General features: G+C 67.0%; 17 protein-coding genes and 1 pseudogene. 13 read left to right on the top strand and 5 right to left on the bottom strand.

Annotated features, from left to right (window positions below):
• Positions 1 to 57: 57 nt before the first annotated feature.
• From GPA27_RS00090 to GPA27_RS00075, 4 genes are read right to left on the bottom strand one after another with little or no spacing between them, the layout of a single operon-like run.
• Positions 58 to 501: an OsmC family protein gene (locus GPA27_RS00090; RefSeq protein ID WP_169136551.1), complete on the bottom strand. Its 444-nt coding sequence runs from the start codon at positions 499 to 501 to the stop codon at positions 58 to 60.
• A gap of 13 nt (positions 502 to 514) precedes the next feature.
• Entirely contained in the window at positions 515 to 712 is a 198-nt protein-coding gene (locus tag GPA27_RS00085; protein ID WP_018990247.1) for a hypothetical protein, read from the bottom strand.
• Complete coding sequence (locus tag GPA27_RS00080) at positions 709 to 948, bottom strand: VF530 family protein (RefSeq protein WP_169136549.1); 240 nt, start codon at positions 946 to 948, stop codon at positions 709 to 711. The genes GPA27_RS00085 and GPA27_RS00080 overlap by 4 nt, the downstream gene beginning before the upstream one ends.
• Entirely contained in the window at positions 945 to 1,406 is a 462-nt protein-coding gene (locus tag GPA27_RS00075) for a MarR family winged helix-turn-helix transcriptional regulator (RefSeq protein ID WP_169136547.1), read from the bottom strand. The genes GPA27_RS00080 and GPA27_RS00075 overlap by 4 nt, the downstream gene beginning before the upstream one ends.
• Before the next feature lie 172 nt (positions 1,407 to 1,578).
• Between GPA27_RS00075 and GPA27_RS00070 the strand changes: the two genes are divergently transcribed.
• From GPA27_RS00070 to GPA27_RS00060, 3 genes and pseudogenes are all read left to right on the top strand, one after another.
• Positions 1,579 to 3,306 carry a 2-oxoacid:acceptor oxidoreductase subunit alpha gene (locus GPA27_RS00070; protein ID WP_169136545.1) on the top strand — a complete coding sequence of 576 codons (1,728 nt, stop codon included), beginning with the start codon at positions 1,579 to 1,581 and terminating at the stop codon, positions 3,304 to 3,306.
• A 2-nt stretch (positions 3,307 to 3,308) separates the two neighbouring features.
• A complete protein-coding gene (locus GPA27_RS00065) occupies positions 3,309 to 4,148 on the top strand; it encodes a 2-oxoacid:ferredoxin oxidoreductase subunit beta (protein WP_169136544.1) in 840 nt (279 codons plus the stop codon).
• A gap of 87 nt (positions 4,149 to 4,235) precedes the next feature.
• Positions 4,236 to 4,412: pseudogene (locus GPA27_RS00060) on the top strand (YfhL family 4Fe-4S dicluster ferredoxin); the annotation flags it as partial.
• Positions 4,413 to 4,509: 97 nt separating this feature from the next.
• Here the strand turns inward: GPA27_RS00060 and paaX are convergent.
• A complete protein-coding gene (gene paaX, locus GPA27_RS00055; protein WP_169136540.1) occupies positions 4,510 to 5,466 on the bottom strand; it encodes a phenylacetic acid degradation operon negative regulatory protein PaaX in 957 nt (318 codons plus the stop codon).
• A 318-nt stretch (positions 5,467 to 5,784) separates the two neighbouring features.
• On the opposite strand from paaX, the gene fdhD reads away from it, so the two are divergent.
• The 10 genes from fdhD (at position 5,785) to paaK (ending at position 17,145) form a co-directional block, all read left to right on the top strand.
• Complete coding sequence (fdhD, locus tag GPA27_RS00050) at positions 5,785 to 6,564, top strand: formate dehydrogenase accessory sulfurtransferase FdhD (RefSeq protein ID WP_169136538.1); 780 nt, start codon at positions 5,785 to 5,787, stop codon at positions 6,562 to 6,564.
• Positions 6,565 to 6,584: 20 nt separating this feature from the next.
• Positions 6,585 to 9,341, top strand: coding sequence for a molybdopterin-dependent oxidoreductase (locus tag GPA27_RS00045; RefSeq protein WP_169136536.1), 2,757 nt, complete (start codon positions 6,585 to 6,587; stop codon positions 9,339 to 9,341).
• Positions 9,338 to 9,985, top strand: coding sequence for a 4Fe-4S dicluster domain-containing protein (locus GPA27_RS00040; RefSeq protein WP_169136534.1), 648 nt, complete (start codon positions 9,338 to 9,340; stop codon positions 9,983 to 9,985). The genes GPA27_RS00045 and GPA27_RS00040 overlap by 4 nt, the downstream gene beginning before the upstream one ends.
• Entirely contained in the window at positions 9,982 to 10,890 is a 909-nt protein-coding gene (locus tag GPA27_RS00035) for a DmsC/YnfH family molybdoenzyme membrane anchor subunit (protein ID WP_169136532.1), read from the top strand. The genes GPA27_RS00040 and GPA27_RS00035 overlap by 4 nt, the downstream gene beginning before the upstream one ends.
• A 173-nt stretch (positions 10,891 to 11,063) precedes the next feature.
• Entirely contained in the window at positions 11,064 to 11,636 is a 573-nt protein-coding gene (gene padE, locus GPA27_RS00030) for an NADH-dependent phenylglyoxylate dehydrogenase subunit gamma (RefSeq protein ID WP_169136530.1), read from the top strand.
• On the top strand, positions 11,633 to 11,932 hold the full coding sequence (padF, locus tag GPA27_RS00025; RefSeq protein ID WP_169136528.1) for an NADH-dependent phenylglyoxylate dehydrogenase subunit delta: 300 nt from the start codon (positions 11,633 to 11,635) through the stop codon (positions 11,930 to 11,932). Before padE ends, padF begins: the two co-directional genes overlap by 4 nt.
• Positions 11,929 to 13,182 carry an NADH-dependent phenylglyoxylate dehydrogenase subunit alpha gene (gene padG, locus GPA27_RS00020; RefSeq protein WP_169136526.1) on the top strand — a complete coding sequence of 418 codons (1,254 nt, stop codon included), beginning with the start codon at positions 11,929 to 11,931 and terminating at the stop codon, positions 13,180 to 13,182. The genes padF and padG overlap by 4 nt, the downstream gene beginning before the upstream one ends.
• A gap of 7 nt (positions 13,183 to 13,189) precedes the next feature.
• Entirely contained in the window at positions 13,190 to 14,458 is a 1,269-nt protein-coding gene (gene padH, locus GPA27_RS00015) for an NADH-dependent phenylglyoxylate dehydrogenase subunit epsilon (protein ID WP_211164750.1), read from the top strand.
• 10 nt (positions 14,459 to 14,468) lie between these two features.
• Complete coding sequence (gene padI / locus GPA27_RS00010; RefSeq protein WP_169136524.1) at positions 14,469 to 15,797, top strand: NADH-dependent phenylglyoxylate dehydrogenase subunit beta; 1,329 nt, start codon at positions 14,469 to 14,471, stop codon at positions 15,795 to 15,797.
• Complete coding sequence (paaK, locus tag GPA27_RS00005) at positions 15,787 to 17,145, top strand: phenylacetate--CoA ligase PaaK (protein WP_211164749.1); 1,359 nt, start codon at positions 15,787 to 15,789, stop codon at positions 17,143 to 17,145. The genes padI and paaK overlap by 11 nt, the downstream gene beginning before the upstream one ends.
• Positions 17,146 to 17,258 lie beyond the last annotated feature (113 nt).

Raw genomic sequence — 17,258 nt, 5'->3', positions numbered from 1 at the left:
GTCGATGTTCCGCTATAGCACAGATCGCGCGCCTTGCCCGCCGCGGCCGCGGCGGGGTCAGCCGAGGTCGAGGATGATCTCGGCGGTGAGCGAGTTGGCGATGAAGCAGCGCTTGTGGGCGCTGTCGTGTATCGCGGCGAGGGCGGCGGTGTCGGGTGTCTTGTCGACGAAGGTGATGCGCGGCGACAGCGTGATGCGCGTGAGGGCCTGCCCTTTCTCGGTCTTGCCGAGTTCGCCGACGGGGGTGTCGGTGTAGCGGGCCACCGGGAATCCCTTCAGGTCGGCAATCGCGAGGAAGAACAGCATGTGGCAGCTCGCGAGCGCACTGATCACCATCTGCTCGGGGTCGGCGCCGTCGGGGTCGCCGAGGAAGGCGGGCGACGAGGACATGTTGACCTTCTGGCCACCTGCCAGCGTGCTGACGTGGTTGCGCGAGTAGGTCTTGGGGTCGGTCGCGTGCGGAGCGCGCGACCATTCGATTGCGGCGGAGTGCTGCGACATCGTGTGCTTCTCCTCAGCGATATTTCTGGTAGACGGCGCGCGCGTCGGCGTGGGCGCGGTCGAGGGTGCAGATCGACGGATCGTCGTCGTGAAGCGTGAAGAAGTCGTCCGCTTGGGCGCGCATCACCATGTCGATGGCGGCCTGGTCTTCGACGTTGTATTTCTCGGTGATCAGCGTCGTGACTTCATCCAGATGTTCTTCGTAGGTCATTTCGTATTCCTTGCCTGCGAACGGAGCATGTAAAGGTATAGGGACTCGACCTTCTCGCGCGCCCAAGGGGTGCGCCGCAGGAATTTGAGGCTGGAGGGGATGCTGGGTTCGTGCGTGAAGCACCGGATGGCAATCTGCTCGCCCAGCGAGTCCCAGCCATAGTGCTCCACCAGGCGGGTCAGCATGGCTTCCAGCGTGACGCCGTGAAGCGGGTTTCCGGGTTGTGTGCTGCTCACCGGTGTTCCGGAAAGATCTTCTGCAGCAGGCTCACGAGGTTGGTGCGCTCGTCTTCGCTGAGGTGCTCGACGAGCCGCTTTTCATGTTCCTGCACGCGCCGCTTGAGCTTCTTCAGCAGCGCCACGCCGTCGGTTGTGAGCACCAAGGAGTTCGAGCGGCGGTCGTTCTCGGCGGGGCGGCGCTCCACGAGGCCGCGGCGTTCGAGGTTGTCGATGACGGAGACGACCGTCGAGCGGTCGAGGTGGGCGGCGCGGGCGAGCTCGGTCTGCTTCAGTCCGGAGTTGGCCTCGATGATCACTAGGATGCCGAACAGGCCGGGGGTGACGTCGAATTCGCCGAGTCCTTCGGCAAAGTCACGGAAGATCGCGATCTGCGCGAGACGCAGCTGGTAGCCCGCCAGGCCGGGCAGCATGCCGAAGTCGAGCCCTTTCTTGTCTGTCGGTTTTTTTTGTGTCATGGAATGAATATGGGGAAAAACAAAACGTTGGGTCTCCCAAGTATGCCGTCCAAACGTTGATAAAAATAGTGGAAGACAAACAATTTGACAGAGAGCAATGCGATCGGTAGAGTCTGCTCATCGGGGTGCGTGGCCTACGCGCCAGTTCCAGTCGTCGCAGACGGAGGGTCGGATGGGCGGACAGACGGTTTCACTGGTGATGGCGGGCAGCGGCGGGGCGGGGGTGGTGACCGCGGGCAGCCTGCTGCTGGAGGCGGCGGCGCGCGCCGGCTGGTACGCGTACATGACGCGCTCGTCGGGTCCGCAGATCCGCGGCGGCGAGGCGGCGGTGATGATCCGGCTGGGCACCGAGCCGATCGCCTCGCACGACGACCGCTTCCACCTGCTGGTCGGCGTCGACTGGCAGAACGTCGGCCGTTTCGCCGCCGAGATCCCGCTCGGTCCGGAGAGCCTGATCATCGGCGACCCCGGCGAAGGCGCGACCCCCGAAGTATTCACCCGCAGCGGCGCGCAGCAGATCGCGTTGCCGATGAAGGCGCTCGCCAAGACAGTCCCCGACGGGCGCCCCAACATGGTCGCCTTCGGCGCCATCGCCGGCATGATCGGCCTCGGCGAGGACGTCGTCCTCGGCGTGCTGCGCGACACCCTGAAGCGCAAGGGCGAGGAGGCGATCGCCGCGAGCATCGCCGCCTTCCGCGCCGGCGTCGCAGCCGCCAAAGACTTCCCCGCGGTACCCAGGCTCCCCGCCGGCACACCGGCCACCCGCGAGCGCTGGAGCATCACCGGCAACGAAGCCACCGGCATGGGCGCGCTGCGCGGCGGCGTGCGCTTCGTCGCCGCCTACCCGATCACCCCGGCCACGGAAGTGCTCGAGTGGCTTGCCCCGGCGCTGCCGAAAGTCGGCGGCGTGCTCGTGCAGGCCGAGGACGAGTTGGCATCCATCAACCAGATCATCGGCGGCTCCTACGGCGGCGTCCCGTCCCTGACGGCCACCTCCGGCCCGGGCCTCGCGCTGATGACCGAATCGCTCGGTCTCGCGGTGGCCGCCGAAGTGCCCATCGTCGTCATCGACGTCATGCGCGTCGGCCCCTCGACCGGCATCGCCACGAAATCCGAACAGGCCGACCTCAACATCGCCGTGTATGGCCTGCACGGCGACGCCCCGCACCTCGTGCTCGCCCCCACCTCGGTCGCCGACTGCCTGTTCACGACGCAGTGGGCGGTGCATCTGGCTGAAAGCCTGCAGACCGCCGCGATCGTCCTCACCGACCAGGCGATGGGTCAGGCGCGCGCGGTGATGCCGCGTTCGGCCGCGGTCAGCTTCATCGGCCAGCGCGAAAAGCCCGCCGCCCTTGCCGAAGGCGTGCAGTACAAGCGCTACGCCAATACCGCCTCGGGCGTGTCGCCGATGGCCATCCCCGGCATGGCCGGCTACACCTACACCGCCGACGGCCTCGAACACAACGAAACCGGCACCCCCTCGTCGCAAGCCTCCGACCATCAGGCGCAGCTCGACAAGCGCCTGAGGAAGCTCACCGGCTACCACTACGGCGAGCACTGGGCCGACATCACCGGCGACCAAGACGCCGACACCGCCATCCTCACCTGGGGCTCCAGCGCCGGCCCCGCGCGCGAAGCGCTCGAACGCCTGCGCGCCGCCGGCCACGCCGTGAAACTCATCGCCGTGCGCCTCATCTCCCCTGTGCAGCCGGAGAAGTTCGCCCAGGCCCTGCAAGGCGTCGAACGCGTGCTCGTCGTCGAGCAATCGCACAGCGGGCAGTTCCACCGCTACCTGCGCGCGCAGTACGACCTGCCGCGTCAGGTCAAGGCACTGCACCACCCCGGTCCGCTGGCGGTTCGCCCCGGCGCCATCGTCGAACACATCACCCAGTGGAGCTGAGCATGGACGCCTGTGTACAGCAGCGGGACTACACCGCCAAGAACTACAAGTCGGACGTCAAACCCATCTGGTGCCCCGGTTGCGGCGACTACTCGGTGCTCGCTGCGATCACGCGCGCGCTCGCCACGCTGCAGCTCGCCCCCGAGAACGTCGCCGTCGTGTCGGGCATCGGCTGCTCCTCGCGCATCCCGGCCTACACCAGCGTGTACGGCTTCCACGGCGTGCATGGACGGGCGCTGCCGGTCGCCACGGGCCTCAAGATCGCGCGCCCCGACCTCACCGTGCTCGTCACGGGCGGCGACGGCGACGGCTTCTCGATCGGCGGCAACCACTTCCTGCACGCCTGCCGCAGGAACGTCGACCTCACCTACATCGTCATGGACAACCAGGTCTACGGCATGACCAAGGGCCAGGCTTCGCCCACCACCGACCCGGACTGGGAAGGCAGCAAGCTCACCCCCGACGGCGCCGGCATCGAATCCTTCCACCCGCTGGTCGTCGCGCTCGCCGCGGGCGCGAACTTCATCGCACGCTGCTCGAGCTCGGACCCCAACAACGTCGCCGACATCATCACGCAGGCGATCCGCCACCCGGGCTTCTCGATGGTGCAGGTGCTGAGTCCGTGCGTGACCTTCCGCCCCGAGCAGCTCGAATGGAAGCACATGGTGCGCACCGCGGCAGTGGATGTCACCGACGACGCCGCGCGCGCTGCGCGCCGGCTGATGACCGACGACGGCTTCAACGTCGGCAAGGTGCTGTACAAGGGCGACCGCCCCGCCTACCAGCCCGAGCCGAAGGGCGCGGCGGCGGTGGCCGATCTGGAAGCCGATTTCGCGCTGTGACGGCGATCAGCGCGGGGTGCGATCCCATCGGGCGCACCCCCAACCCCATCAGAGACGACATTTCCAAAACAAAGAGGAGATCAACAAATGGCGCTGCAAATCATCGACGACTGCATCACCTGTGACGTGTGTATTCCGGAATGCCCGAACGAGGCAATTACGGCAGGGGGCGACATCTTCGTCATCGACGCCGCCAAGTGCACCGAATGCGAAGGCCACTACGACACGCCGCAGTGCAAGGAGGTCTGTCCGGTCGATGCGATCGTGGCACGGGCGGCGTGAGCGGCCTCGAAACGATCATCCCGCGGACGATACCTTCGGCTGATGCGCCGCACGCGGTGCGGCGCTCAGGCACCCACGGTCACCCTGGCGTCGTTTCCGCCGCCACCGGCTCGCGATCGAGTCCGCCGAAACGTTCGTAGAAATATGACGCTGCCGGTGGCAGTGCACCGGCCGGCGTTTCGCACACCGCCATCAGGTGCTGCTGCGAGTACCGCCACGTGATGTGGTAGAGGTCGCGGCACAGCGTGCGCGCGGCGGTGCCGCTCCAGTCGCGCGGCATGAGCTGCGCGGGCAGCTGCGGGTCGTGCAGCAGCGCGCGGCGGAACTCGTGCATCGTCAGCGTCTGGATGAGGAAGCACTGTTCCGGATCGAGATTGCGCGTGCTGCGCAGCGAGCGCAACACCGGGCGCATGCGGTCCGAGAACTCGCGGTAGGTCGCCTCGATCTCGTCGAGGTTCCAGCATTCGCGCGCGAGATCCTGCAAGGGCCGGGTCGATAGCGCGCCCAGCGTCGCCGCCTGCAGCGGCACGACCTTGTCCTGCGTGCCGGTGTCCTGGAGGATCTCCGTCAGCGTCGCGGTGTCGGCCGACGGGTGTCCCATCACCCCCGGCGCGACGTTGCCGTAGCCTGCCCACGACAGCTCCTTGCGCAGCGTGTCGCGCTCCGGCGAGCCCAGCGTGGAAGGCAGCACGACCAGTTGCCATTCGCCGTTCCAGCTCTCCTGCGGCGTGTCGTAGATGCGGCGGTAGGCGTGCTCGAAGCGCCGGCGGCCGGATGCCGTCAGGCTGTAGTAGCTCTTGCGCCCGATCTGTTCCGATTCCAGCCAGCTGTCCTGCGACAGGCGATACACGCTGGTGCGCACCATGCGCTCATTCAGCCCCAGTGGCTCGACCAGCCGGATGAAGCTGCCGAGCCAGACGGTGCCGCCGTGCGGGGCGATGAAGTCACCGTACACGGTGATGATCAGGGAGTTCGCGCGCACCCGGCGCTCGGCCAGGTAGTCGCTGATCCACTGTTCGAGGAAACGGCTTTTCATTGTTTTTGCACCGTTATTTCGTATGTCCGCGGGGCGCGAGCGTGATGGGGTCGGTCGATTCTAACGCCATGTCCGAGGCGCGGGAAATGAACGCGCGGCGGAGTCCGTCGCAAAGGCGCGCGGGGGTATTCTGCGTTATTGATGCAAATCAAACAATGAGGAAAAAAGCGATACAGAAAACTTGACCAATAATCGATCAGTTTGTATCGTGAACGCAAGACGTCGGATCTTGGGCGTCGGTATCGGCAGGCGACACAAATCCGGTTTGCGAGGTGGACGATGCGGCACGATGCGGTTTCGATGGCGGATGCTCACGGGATGTACGACGTGGACCGGTGGACCGATGGTGCTGCGGTCCGCGCCGCGGATTCCGTGGCCGAGGAAGTGCCGGTCGCGCTGGTGTACAACGGGTTCTCGCACGCAGTGATGATGGCCACGCCGCAGGACCTCGAGGACTTCGCCGTCGGTTTCAGCCTGAGCGAGGGCATCGCCAGCAACGTCCGCGAGATCCTCGACATCGAGGTCGTCGAGCACGCTCACGGCACCGAGGTGCAGATGCAGCTGGCGGGCGAGCGCTTCGCCCAGCTGCGGGCGCGCCGTCGCGCGATGACGGGGCGCACTGGCTGCGGCATCTGCGGCGTCGAAAGCCTCGATCAGCTCGCCTGTCGTCCGATCGCGAAAGTCGGCGCGACGGGAATGCTCGACGCGGGCGCCCTGCAGCGCGCCCAGGCCGAGCTCCAGTCGCGCCAGCATCTGTTCGACCTCACCGGCGCCGTGCATGCCGCCGCGTGGTGCGGCTTCGACGGCCGTGTCGAGTTCGTGCGCGAGGACGTCGGCCGGCACAACGCGCTCGACAAGCTCATCGGCGCCATCGCCGCGCAGCAGCGTTCCTTCAACGACGGTTTCCTGTTCATGACCAGCCGCGCGAGCTACGAGATCGTGCAGAAGTCGGCGGCGGTCGGCATCGCGGTGGTGGCGGCGGTTTCGGCGCCGACCGGCATGGCGGTGCGCGTCGCGCAGGCCGCCGGCCTGACCCTGATCGGCTTTGCGCGTGGCGAGCGCCACAGCATCTATTCCCACCCCGAGCGGGTTCACTAAAAAAGCAAAACGGGGGAGACATGTCCTCAACTACCAATCCGCAATCGGTGCGGAAGGTCCCGACCTATTGCTACAACTGCGTGGCCGGACCGGACTTCATGAACGTGAAGGTCGTCGACGGCGTCGCGACCGAGATCGAGCCCAACTTCGCCGCGGAAGACATCCATCCGGCGCGCGGTCGCGTGTGCGTGAAGGCCTACGGCCTAGTGCAGAAGACCTACAACCCGCACCGCGTGCTGCAGCCGATGAAGCGCACCAACCCGAAGAAGGGGCGCAAAGAGGATCCGGGCTTCGTGCCGATCTCGTGGGACGAGGCGCTGGACCTGGTCAGCGCAAAGCTGACGTCGGTGCGCGCGAAGGGGCTGGTCGATGACTCCGGTCTGCCGCGCGTCGCCGCGACCTTCGGGCATGGCGGCACGCCCGGCATGTACATGGGCTCGCTGCCGGCCTTCCTCGCCGCGTGGGGCCCGATCGACTACAGCTTCGGCTCCGGCCAGGGCGTGAAGTGCGTGCATTCGGAGCACCTGTACGGCGAGTTCTGGCACCGCGGCTTCACCGTCGCTGCGGACACGCCGCTCGCGCGCTACGTGATCTCGATCGGCTCCAACGTCGAAGCCTCGGGTGGCCCCTGCGCGGTGACGCGCCATGCCGACGCGCGGGTGCGCGGCTACAAGCGCGTGCAGGTCGAGCCGCACCTGTCGGTGACGGGTGCCTGTTCGGCGGAATGGGTGCCGATCCGCCCGAAGACCGATCCGGCCTTCATGTTCGCGTTGATCCACGTGCTGGTGTGCGAGCAGGGGCTGGACAAGCTCGATGTGGCCTTCCTGCGCGATCGCAGCTCGTCGCCCTATCTCGTTGGACCCGACGGCCTGTACCTGCGCGACGCGGAATCGGGCAAGCCGCTGTTGTGGGATGAACGTAGTGGCCGCGCCGTGCCCTTCGACACAGAAGGCGCAGTACCGGCAGTGGCGGGACATTTCCGTGTCGAAGGTGCAATCAGCATCGACGCCGACGACGCGCGGCAGCAGTTCGACGTCGCCGAAGGCATCACCGCCTACACGAAGCTCGTCGAGCACATGGCGAAGTACACGCCCGAATGGGCCGAGTCGATCTGCGACGTGCCCGCCGCGACGATCCGCCGCATCGCCAACGAGTATCTGGAGAACGCCTCTATCGGCGAGACCATCGAGATCGACGGCCAGACGCTGCCGCTGCGCCCCGTCGCGGTCACGCTGGGCAAGTCGGTGAATAACGGCTGGGGTGCGTTCGAATGCTGCTGGGCGCGCACGCTGCTCGCGACGCTGGTCGGTGCACTGGAAAACCCCGGCGGCACGCTGGGCACGACGGTGCGCCTGAACCGCCCGCACGACAACCGCCTGCTGAGCGTGAAAGCCGGTGAAGACGGCTTCATGGCGCAGTACTTCAACCCGACCGACAAGGAACACTGGGTCGCGAAGCCCACGGGGCGCAACATCCACCGCACGCTGGTGCCCATCGTCGGCAACACGGCGTGGAGCCAGGCGCTGGGGCCGACGCAACTCGCGTGGATGTTCCAGCGCGAAGTGCCGTCGGACTGGAACATGCCCCTGCCGACGCTGCCCGACGTGTGGTTCATCTACCGCACCAATCCGGCGATCTCGTTCTGGGACACGCGCACGCTGGTCGAGGAGATCGCGAAGTTCCCCTTCACGGTGTCCTTCGCCTACACGCTGGACGAGACCAACTGGATGGCGGACCTGCTGCTGCCCGAGGCGACCGACCTCGAATCGCTGCAGATGATCAAGGTCGGCGGCACCAAGTTCGTCGAGCAGTTCTGGGAGCATCGCGGCGTGGTGCTGCGCCAGCCGGCGGTCGAGGCGCAGGGCGATACGCGCGACTTCACCTGGATCAGCACGCAGCTCGCCAAGCGCACCGGCCTGCTGGAGGCCTACAACAACGCGCTCAACCGCGGCGCGGGCGGCGGCGCGCCGCTGAAGGCGGACGGCTACGACTACAGCCTCGACGCGAGCAAGGAGCACGGTGTCGAGGAGATCTGGGACGCCGTGTGCCGTGCGTCGAGTGCGAGCCTGAGCGAAGGGCGCGAGGTGCATGACCTGGAGTGGTTCAAGGAGCACGGTTTCTACACCGTGCCGATGTCCAAGACCGAGTGGTACCTGAGCCCCACGCTGGAAAAGCAGGGCCTGCGCTACGAGATGCCCTACCAGGAGCGCCTGCTGCGAATCGGCCGCGAGCTCGGCAACCGCCTGCACGAGCACAAGATGCACTGGTGGGACGAGCAGCTGTCCGAATACGCGGCGCTCCCCGAGTGGCACGACGTGCCGGGGCGCTGGACGCAGCAGATCGCCAACGCCGGCGGCAAGCCCGAGGATTTCCCGCTGTGGCTGCTGGCGACCAAGAGCATGCAGTACCACACCGGCGGCAACGCCAGCATCGCGCTGATGCGCGAGGTCGCACAGAACGTGCGTGGTCACACCGGCGTGATCATCAACGCCAAGACCGCAAAGAGCCTGGGCATCAGCGACGGCGATCGCATCGAGGTGCGCTCGCACATCGGCGCGACCTACGGCGACGCGGTGCTCGCCCAGGGCGTGCGTCCCGACACGCTGGTGATCCTCGGCCAGTTCGACCACTGGGCGACGCCCGTCGCCAAGGATTTCGGCATGCCCAGCCTGAACACCATCGCGCCGATGTCGATGGAACTGACGGATGCCACCGGCTCGGGCTCGGACATCGTGCGCGTCGCGGTGCGCAAGGTCGAACGCAAGGAGGCTGTATGACCCGCTACGTGATGGCCATCGACCTGCGCCGCTGCGTGGGCTGCCAGACCTGTACCGCCGCGTGCAAGAACGCCAACGCGACCCCGCCGGGCGTGCAGTGGCGCCGCGTGCTGGACCTCGAGACGGGCGAATTCCCGGACGTGCGCCGCAGCTTCGTGCCGGTCGCGTGCATGCACTGCGACGAGCCGCCGTGCGAGGAGGTGTGCCCGACCAAGGCCACGACCAAGCGCCCCGACGGCCTCGTCGCCATCGACTACGACACCTGCATCGGCTGTGCGAACTGCGTGATGGCCTGTCCGTACGAAGCGCGCTCGATCGTGCATGACGTGAAGTTCGCTTACGGCGACAAGCCGATCAAGTCCGAGGAAGTGCGCTTCGACCCGGCGCGCATCGCGGTGTCGATGAAATGCACCTTCTGCATCGACCGCATCGACCTCGCGGCGAAGACCGGGCAGGTGCCCGGGCGCGACCCGGACGTCACGCCGGCCTGCGTCAATTCCTGCATCTCCGGCGCGATGGCCTTCGGCGACCTCGACGACCCGGACAGCAAGGTCAGCCGCCTGCTCGCCGAGACGCAGCACTTCCGCATGCACGAGGAACTCGGCACCGGGCCGGGCGTGTATTACATCTGGGACAAAAAATGAAAGCCGCGAAAATCCGATCCGGCGACCGCTTCTCGCCCCACCAGCAGCACAACTGGGACTGGCGCGCGGCGTCGAACTTCATCGCTGGCGGCACGGGTGGCGGGCTCCTCGCCTTTGCGGCCTTTGCCAGCCTGTGGGGCACGGACGTGCGCGCACTGCTCGTCGCCGGCATGGCGCTGATCGGCATCGGCCTCACCTGCGTGTGGTTCGAGATCGGCAAGCCGTGGCGCGCGCTCAACGTGTATCGCCATCTCGCGACCTCGTGGATGACGCGTGAGGCCGCCGTGGCGCCCTTCGTGTTCGGCTCCGGCGTGCTGGCACTGGCGACGGGGCAAAGCCTGTTTGTCCTGCTCACCGGGATCTTCGGTGCCTGTTTCGTCTATGCGCAGGCGCGCATCCTCGCGGCGGACAAGGGCATCCCGGCCTGGCGCCACCCGCGCTGCATGCCGCTCGTAGCGGCGACCGGGTTTGCCGAGGGCGCGAGCCTGCTGGCGGTCGCGGCGCCCTTCGTGATTCCGCAGGTCGCCGGGCAGATCGCGGTGGCGACGGCCGCGCTGGTGTTGCTCCTGCTCCGTGTGCTGCTGTGGCGCAACTACCTGCGCAGCCTGCGCAGCGACGGCGCCCCGGAAGGCAGCCTGCGCGCGCTGTCAGCGATCGACGGGCAGTTCCTGAAGTACGGCAACCTGTTGCCCGCGATCCTGCTGCTGGTCGGCGTGATCGGCGCGCCGCTGGCGAGTCCGGCCTTGATCCTTGCCGGTCTGATCGCGGTCGCGAGCGGCTGGTGGTTCAAGTACACGCTGGTACGGCGCGCGGCCTACACGCAGGGCTTCGCGATTCCGCACCTGCCGGTGCGCGGTCGCGGCCCGGCCGGTCCGGCAGTGAAACCCGGTTGGGGGGGAGCGTAGGCACGAAGGTAGGGCGGGAGGAGCCGAAGGCGGATCCCGCCGAATGGTGGTCGAGTCGGGAACGGTCGATTGGCGGGATGCGCTTCGCTTCTCCCGCCCTACGTGAAGTTCGCGGCACAAATGACAACGCGGGGTCGACGAGCCCCGCACCCTGCAACGCAGGAGGAGACGAGATGTACGAAGTGCGATTCCATGGCCGTGGCGGCCAGGGTTCGGTGATGGCGTCGGGCATCCTTGCCGCGGCGATGGTCGAGGAAGGCAAGTACGCGGTATCGATCCCGTCCTTCGGGTTCGAGCGCCGCGGCGCACCCGTGGTGTCCTTCCTGCGCATGAGCGAACGCGAGATCCGCCAGCTCACCAACATCTACCAGCCCGACTGCATCGTGTGCGTCGATCCGACGCTCACCAAATCCGTCGATATCTTCGCCGGCATGAAGGCGGGCGGCACCCTGGTACAGGCGACACACCGGCCACTCGCGGAGCTCACGCTGCCGGACTGCGTCAGCACGGTCGGCCTGCTCGACGCCGTGAAGATCGCGCTCGAGATCTTCAAGCGCCCGATCACCAACACGCTGATGCTCGGCGCCTTCGCCAGGACGACCGGTGTCGTGTCGCTCGATTCGCTCAAGCGCGCGCTGGAAGACTCGGATTTCCGCGACGCCGGCCTCGCGCAGAACATGACGGCGCTGGAACGCGGCTACGCCGAGACCGTCGTGCATCAGATCGAAAGGAGGGCCGCGGCATGAGCCGGCACCACAGTTATCCGCTCTTCAACCTCGAGCAGGCAGGCGTCCCCGACGACCTCTGTCCGGTCGCCACCGTCGTCAGCCCGATGCTGCCGGGCGACTGGCGCAGCATGCGCCCGGTGGTGAACCGCGACAAATGCGTGAAATGCGCGGTGTGCTGGCTCTACTGCCCGGTGCAGTGCGTCGAGGAGCACGCCGCGTGGTTCGACTTCAACCTCAACACCTGCAAGGGCTGCGGCATCTGCGCGAACGAGTGCCCGCAGCGGGCGATCACGATGATCGGGGAAGTCCAATGACGACCGAAACGCTGGAAAAGGCCGTGGCCACCGAGGTGCCGCGCAAGCAGAAGGTGATCCTCGCCGAAGGCAACGAGGCCGCCGCGCTGGGCGTCGCACTCGCGCGTCCCGACATGGTGTCGGTGTACCCGATCACGCCGCAGTCCTCGCTCGTCGAGCACCTCGCGAAGCTGATCGCCGATGGCCGCATGGACGCCGACATCGTCGATGCCGAAGGCGAACATTCCGTGCTGTCCGTGCTGCAGGGCGGCGCGCTCGCCGGTGCGCGCACCTACACCGCGACCTGCGGTCCCGGTCTCGCCTTCATGTTCGAACCCTATTTCCGCACCCCCGGCATGCGCCTGCCGATCGTGCTGACCATCGTCACGCGCGACGGCATCACGCCGCAGTCGGTGTGGGGCGGCCATCAGGACGCAATGACCGTGCGTGAGGCAGGGTGGATCCAGGTGTACTGCGAGAACGTCCAGGAAGTGCTCGACACCACCGTGATGGCCTTCAAGATCGCCGAGCACCACGACGTGATGCTGCCGGTGAACGTGTGCCTCGACGGCAACTACCTCTCGTACGGCGCCTCGCGCGTCGAGCTGCCCGATCAGGCCGACGTCGATGCCTTCATGGGCGAGAAGGACGTGAACTGGCACGTCGCGCTCGACCCGCTGCGGCCGATGGCGGTGGACCCCCTCACCGGCGGCACCACCGGCAAGGGCCCGCAGACCTTCGTGCGCTACCGCAAGGGCCAGTGCCGCGGCATGCAGAACGCGCTCTCCGTGATCGAGGAAGTGCATGCGGACTGGGCGAAGCGCATCGGCCGCAGCTTCGCGCCGCTGGTCGAGGAGTATCGCCTCGACGACGCCGAGTTCGCGATCATGACGCTCGGCAGCATGACCGGCGCCGCCAAGGACGCCATCGACGAGGCGCGCGACGCCGGCAAGAAGGTCGGCCTCATCAAGATCAAGACCTTCAGCCCCTTCCCGGTCGAGGCGCTAAAGAAGTCGCTCGCCAAGGTGCGGGCGCTGGGTGTGATCGACCGCTCCGTGGCGTTCCGCTGGAATTGCGGCCCGATGTACCAGGAGACGCTGGGCGTGCTGTACCGCCTCGGCCGCCATATCCCGTCGATGAGCTTCATCGGCGGTCTGGCCGGTGCCGACATCACCATTCCCCACGTGCATCGCGTGATCGCCGACACCGAAGCGCTGCTCAATGGCGCCACCGCCCCCACCGAGCCGGTGTGGCTCAACGAAAAGGATTGAGGCCAGCATGGACCGAGCCATCGAACACACCAAGTACCTCATCGCCGGCAGCAGCCATGCCGCGCTGGAGGCGATCAACGCGATCCGCATGCACGACGCGGAAGGCCCGATCACCGTCGTCACGCGCGATTCGCACCTGCCGTACTCGCCCACCGTGCTGCCCTACGTCGTGTCCGGGAAGTCGGCGCCCGCGCGCATCTTCCTGCGCGACGAAGACTTCTTCGCCCGCAACAAGGTGAGCTACCGTCCGGAGTCGGCGCTGAAGGCACTGCACGCCGAGGAGAACACTGCCGAGCTCGCGGACGGCTCCAGCATCGTCTACGAAAAGCTCCTGCTCGCGACCGGCGCCTCGCCCGCGATTCCGCCGATTCCGGGCATCGACACCGTCTCCTACCACGTGCTGCGCACGCTCGACGACGCATTGAAACTGCGCGGCGCGATCGGCGCGTCGAAGCAGGCCGTCGTGCTCGGCGCGGGTCTCGTCGGCATGCACGCCGCCGAGAACCTCGTGAAGGCGGGTGCCAGCGTCACCATCGTCGAGATGAGCGACCAGCTCACCTCGGGCTACTTCGACAAGGTCGCCGCCGACATGATCGAGCAGGCCTTCCGCGACGCCGGCGCGAAGATCATGACTGGCAGCCGCGTCGTGCGCCTGGAGCCTTCCGCGGCCGGCGCGAAGCTGACGCTGGAGAATGGCACGACGCTGGAAGCCGACCTGCTGCTGGTCGCCACCGGCGTGAAGCCCGAGATGGCCTACCTCAATGGCAGCGGCGTCGAGCACCAGCAGGGAATCCTCGTAGACGACCGCATGCAGACCACCGCCGCAAACGTGTGGGCGGCGGGCGACTGTGCACAGGCACGGGGTTTCTTCACCGGGACTCCTGTCATGAACGCGATCCTGCCCGACGCGACGATCCAGGGGCGCGTCGCCGGCATGGCGATGGCGGGCGATCCCGGCATGCAGGACTACGCGGGCGGCGTGCCGCTCAACACCTATCACTTCTTCGGCCGCCACGCGATCTCGGTCGGCTCGAGCAAGGTGCCCGAAGGCGGCGAGGTCGTCACGCGCTTCGACGAGCAGACCGGGCGCTACCTCAAGGCGATCTTCACCGCCGACGGCTGCCTCAGCGGCATCTTTGGCGTGAATGAATTCTTCGACGGCGGCGTGATGGCGCAGCTGATCCTGCGCCGCATCGACCTCACGCCGCTGCGCGAGCGCTTCGTCGCGAACCCGCTCGCCGTGGGCCGCGAAATCATGTCGCAGACCTGGCGCTAAGGAGCAATCAATGGGACGAGCTTACAGCACGATCGCCTTCGACCCCGCCAAGTGCGACGGTTGCGGCGATTGCATGACGGCCTGCGCGCAGGCCAAGACCGGTACGGACGATGTCGCGCGTTCGCGCATCCAGATCTACGGCCGGGAGAAAGATTTCGAACTCGCGCTGTGCCGCCAGTGCGCCGATCCGAAGTGCGTCACGGTGTGCCCGGCGGGCGCCCTGAACAAGGACGGCACCACCGGCGTGATCGGCTGGGACGCATCGAAATGCGTCGATTGCCTGTTGTGCACGGTGGGCTGTGCCTACGCCGGCATCGCGCTCGATGAAACCGCCGGTCACGTCTCCAAGTGCGACACCTGCGACGGCAACCCCGCCTGCGTTCCGGCCTGTCCGCACGGCGCGCTGAAGTACATCACCACCGCCAACATCTACAACGAGGTCGGCGACTGGGAAGACCTCTTCGCGCCGGGCCTCGCCGGCTGCCAGGGCTGCAACACGGAACTGCTGATGCGCCACACGCTGCGCCGGGTGGGTCCCGACACCGTGCTCGCGACGCCTCCGGGCTGCGTGCCGGGCATGGGCTCGGTGGGCTTCAACGGCACCACCGGCACCAAGATCCCGGTCTTCCATCCGCTGCTGACCAACACCGCGGCGATGCTCGCCGGCATCAAGCGCCAGTACAAGCGCGTCGGCCGCGAGGTGCAGGCGCTGGCGATCGCCGGAGATGGCGGCGCCTCCGACGTGGGCTTCCAGTCGCTGTCCGGTGCGGCCGAGCGCGGCGAGCAGATGCTCTTCATGGTCGTCGATAACGAGGGCTACATGAACACCGGCATGCAGCGTTCGAGCTGCACGCCTTACGGCGCCTGGACCTCGACGACGCCGGTCGGGGAGACCTCGCGCGGCAAGACGCAGGACGCGAAGAACCTCCCTCTGATCATGGTGAACCACCGCTGCGCCTACGTCGCGACGGCCTCCACCGCGTACATGGAGGACCTGTACGAGAAGCTCGACAAGGCCATCCTGGCCTCGAAGACCGGCTTCGCCTACCTGCACGTGTATTCGCCCTGCACGACCGGCTGGCGCTTCCCGTCGAACCTGAACATGGAAGTCGCGCGCAAGGCGGTCGAGACCAACTTCGTGATGCTGTGGGAATACACGCCGCAGGAGGGGCTGCACTTCACCAAGTCGGTCGACAACCCGCTGCCGGTCACCGAGTACCTCAAGGCGATGGGACGTTTCCGCCATCTCGCGCCGGAGCAGGTCGAGCACATCCAGAAGAAGGTCGTGGAAAACCAGAAATTTGTGGAACGTATGACGGAGCATGCACATGTCGGCTAGGGATGGTTTTGCAGCACCGCAGGGGGTAACGGGGAAGGGCGCGGCACGGGAAACGCTCGACCCGATCGAGACCGCGAGCCGAGACGAACTCGCCGCGCTGCAGCTCGAACGGCTCAAGTGGAGCCTGCAGCACGCCTACGACAACATCGCGCATTACAAACAGGCCTTCGACGCGGCCGGTGTGCATCCGTCGGACCTGAAGCAGCTCTCCGACCTCTCGCGCTTCCCCTTCACGACCAAGAAGGAACTGCGCGACAACTATCCCTACGGCCTGTTCGCGGTGCCGATGCGCGACATCGTGCGCGTGCATGCGTCGTCCGGCACGACCGGCCAGCCCACCGTCGTCGGGTACACGAAGAAGGACATCGCGATGTGGGGCTCGGTGATGGCGCGCTCGCTGCGCGCGGCCGGCGGCACGCCCGACGACATCATCCTGAACTCCTACGGCTACGGCCTCTTCACCGGCGGCCTCGGCGCGCACTACGGCGGCGAAGCACTGGGCGCGACCGTGATCCCGATGGGTGGCGGCAACACCGAGAAGCAGATCCAGCTGATCCGCGAGTTCAAGCCGACCATGATGATGGCCACGCCGTCCTACATGCTCACGGTCGCAGACGGCCTGCAGGAGATGGGCATCGACCCCGCCTCGACGACGCTACGTGTCGGCGTCTTCGGCGCCGAACCCTGGACCAACGAAATGCGCCGCGAGATCGAGACGCGTCTCGGCATCGACGCGATCGACATCTACGGCCTGTCCGAAGTGATCGGCCCGGGCGTCGCCTGCGAGTGCATCGAGACCAAGGACGGCCCGCACATCTGGGAAGACCACTTCTATCCGGAGATCATCGACCCGGTCACCGGCGAAGTGCTGCCCGACGGCACCCCGGGCGAACTCGTCTTCACCTCGCTGTCGAAGGAAGCGCTGCCCATCGTCCGCTACCGCACGCGCGACCTCACCGTGCTGCTGCCCGGTACCGCGCGCACGATGCGCCGCATCGGCAAGATCACCGGCCGCAGCGACGACATGCTGATCATCCGCGGCGTGAACGTCTTCCCGACGCAGATCGAGGAAATCCTCCTGCGCCATGACAGCCTGTGCGGCCACTACCAGCTGCAGATCACGCGGCCGAGCCACATGGACGAACTCACCGTGCTCGCCGAAGTGCGCCACGACCTCTCCGACGGGCTCAACGACGCCCAGCGTTCGAAGATCGCGGCCGAAGTCCGGCACGAGATCAAGAGCCGCGTCGGGGTGAGCGCCGACGTCCATGTCGTCGAGACCGGCCGCATCGAGCGCACCCAGGTCGGCAAGGCCAAGCGCGTGATCGACAAGCGGCCGAAGAGCTGATTCTCCCTCCCCTTCAAGGGGGCTGAGGCGGGGTTTCGCGGAGCACCGCTCTGCGCCGCCTCAGCGGCGGAGCGAAGCGGAGACTCCCGGGTTGGGGTGGGGATGGGTTTAAG

The organism is Aromatoleum toluolicum (assembly GCF_012911005.2).
Classification (GTDB): Bacteria; Pseudomonadota; Gammaproteobacteria; order Burkholderiales; family Rhodocyclaceae; genus Aromatoleum; species Aromatoleum toluolicum.
The sequence above is the reverse complement of the archived record's forward strand: the minus strand, read 5'-3'. Positions and strand labels throughout refer to the sequence as shown.

Coding starts and splice junctions, on each gene's coding strand:
- GPA27_RS00090 (WP_169136551.1), bottom strand. CDS start 501: ATGTCGCAGCACTCCGCCGCAATCGAATGGTCGCGCGCTCCGCACGCG.
- GPA27_RS00085 (WP_018990247.1), bottom strand. CDS start 712: ATGACCTACGAAGAACATCTGGATGAAGTCACGACGCTGATCACCGAG.
- GPA27_RS00075 (WP_169136547.1), bottom strand. CDS start 1,406: ATGACACAAAAAAAACCGACAGACAAGAAAGGGCTCGACTTCGGCATG.
- GPA27_RS00070 (WP_169136545.1), top strand. CDS start 1,579: ATGGGCGGACAGACGGTTTCACTGGTGATGGCGGGCAGCGGCGGGGCG.
- GPA27_RS00065 (WP_169136544.1), top strand. CDS start 3,309: ATGGACGCCTGTGTACAGCAGCGGGACTACACCGCCAAGAACTACAAG.
- paaX (WP_169136540.1), bottom strand. CDS start 5,466: ATGAAAAGCCGTTTCCTCGAACAGTGGATCAGCGACTACCTGGCCGAG.
- fdhD (WP_169136538.1), top strand. CDS start 5,785: ATGTACGACGTGGACCGGTGGACCGATGGTGCTGCGGTCCGCGCCGCG.
- GPA27_RS00045 (WP_169136536.1), top strand. CDS start 6,585: ATGTCCTCAACTACCAATCCGCAATCGGTGCGGAAGGTCCCGACCTAT.
- GPA27_RS00040 (WP_169136534.1), top strand. CDS start 9,338: ATGACCCGCTACGTGATGGCCATCGACCTGCGCCGCTGCGTGGGCTGC.
- GPA27_RS00035 (WP_169136532.1), top strand. CDS start 9,982: ATGAAAGCCGCGAAAATCCGATCCGGCGACCGCTTCTCGCCCCACCAG.
- padE (WP_169136530.1), top strand. CDS start 11,064: ATGTACGAAGTGCGATTCCATGGCCGTGGCGGCCAGGGTTCGGTGATG.
- padF (WP_169136528.1), top strand. CDS start 11,633: ATGAGCCGGCACCACAGTTATCCGCTCTTCAACCTCGAGCAGGCAGGC.
- padG (WP_169136526.1), top strand. CDS start 11,929: ATGACGACCGAAACGCTGGAAAAGGCCGTGGCCACCGAGGTGCCGCGC.
- padH (WP_211164750.1), top strand. CDS start 13,190: ATGGACCGAGCCATCGAACACACCAAGTACCTCATCGCCGGCAGCAGC.
- padI (WP_169136524.1), top strand. CDS start 14,469: ATGGGACGAGCTTACAGCACGATCGCCTTCGACCCCGCCAAGTGCGAC.
- paaK (WP_211164749.1), top strand. CDS start 15,787: ATGTCGGCTAGGGATGGTTTTGCAGCACCGCAGGGGGTAACGGGGAAG.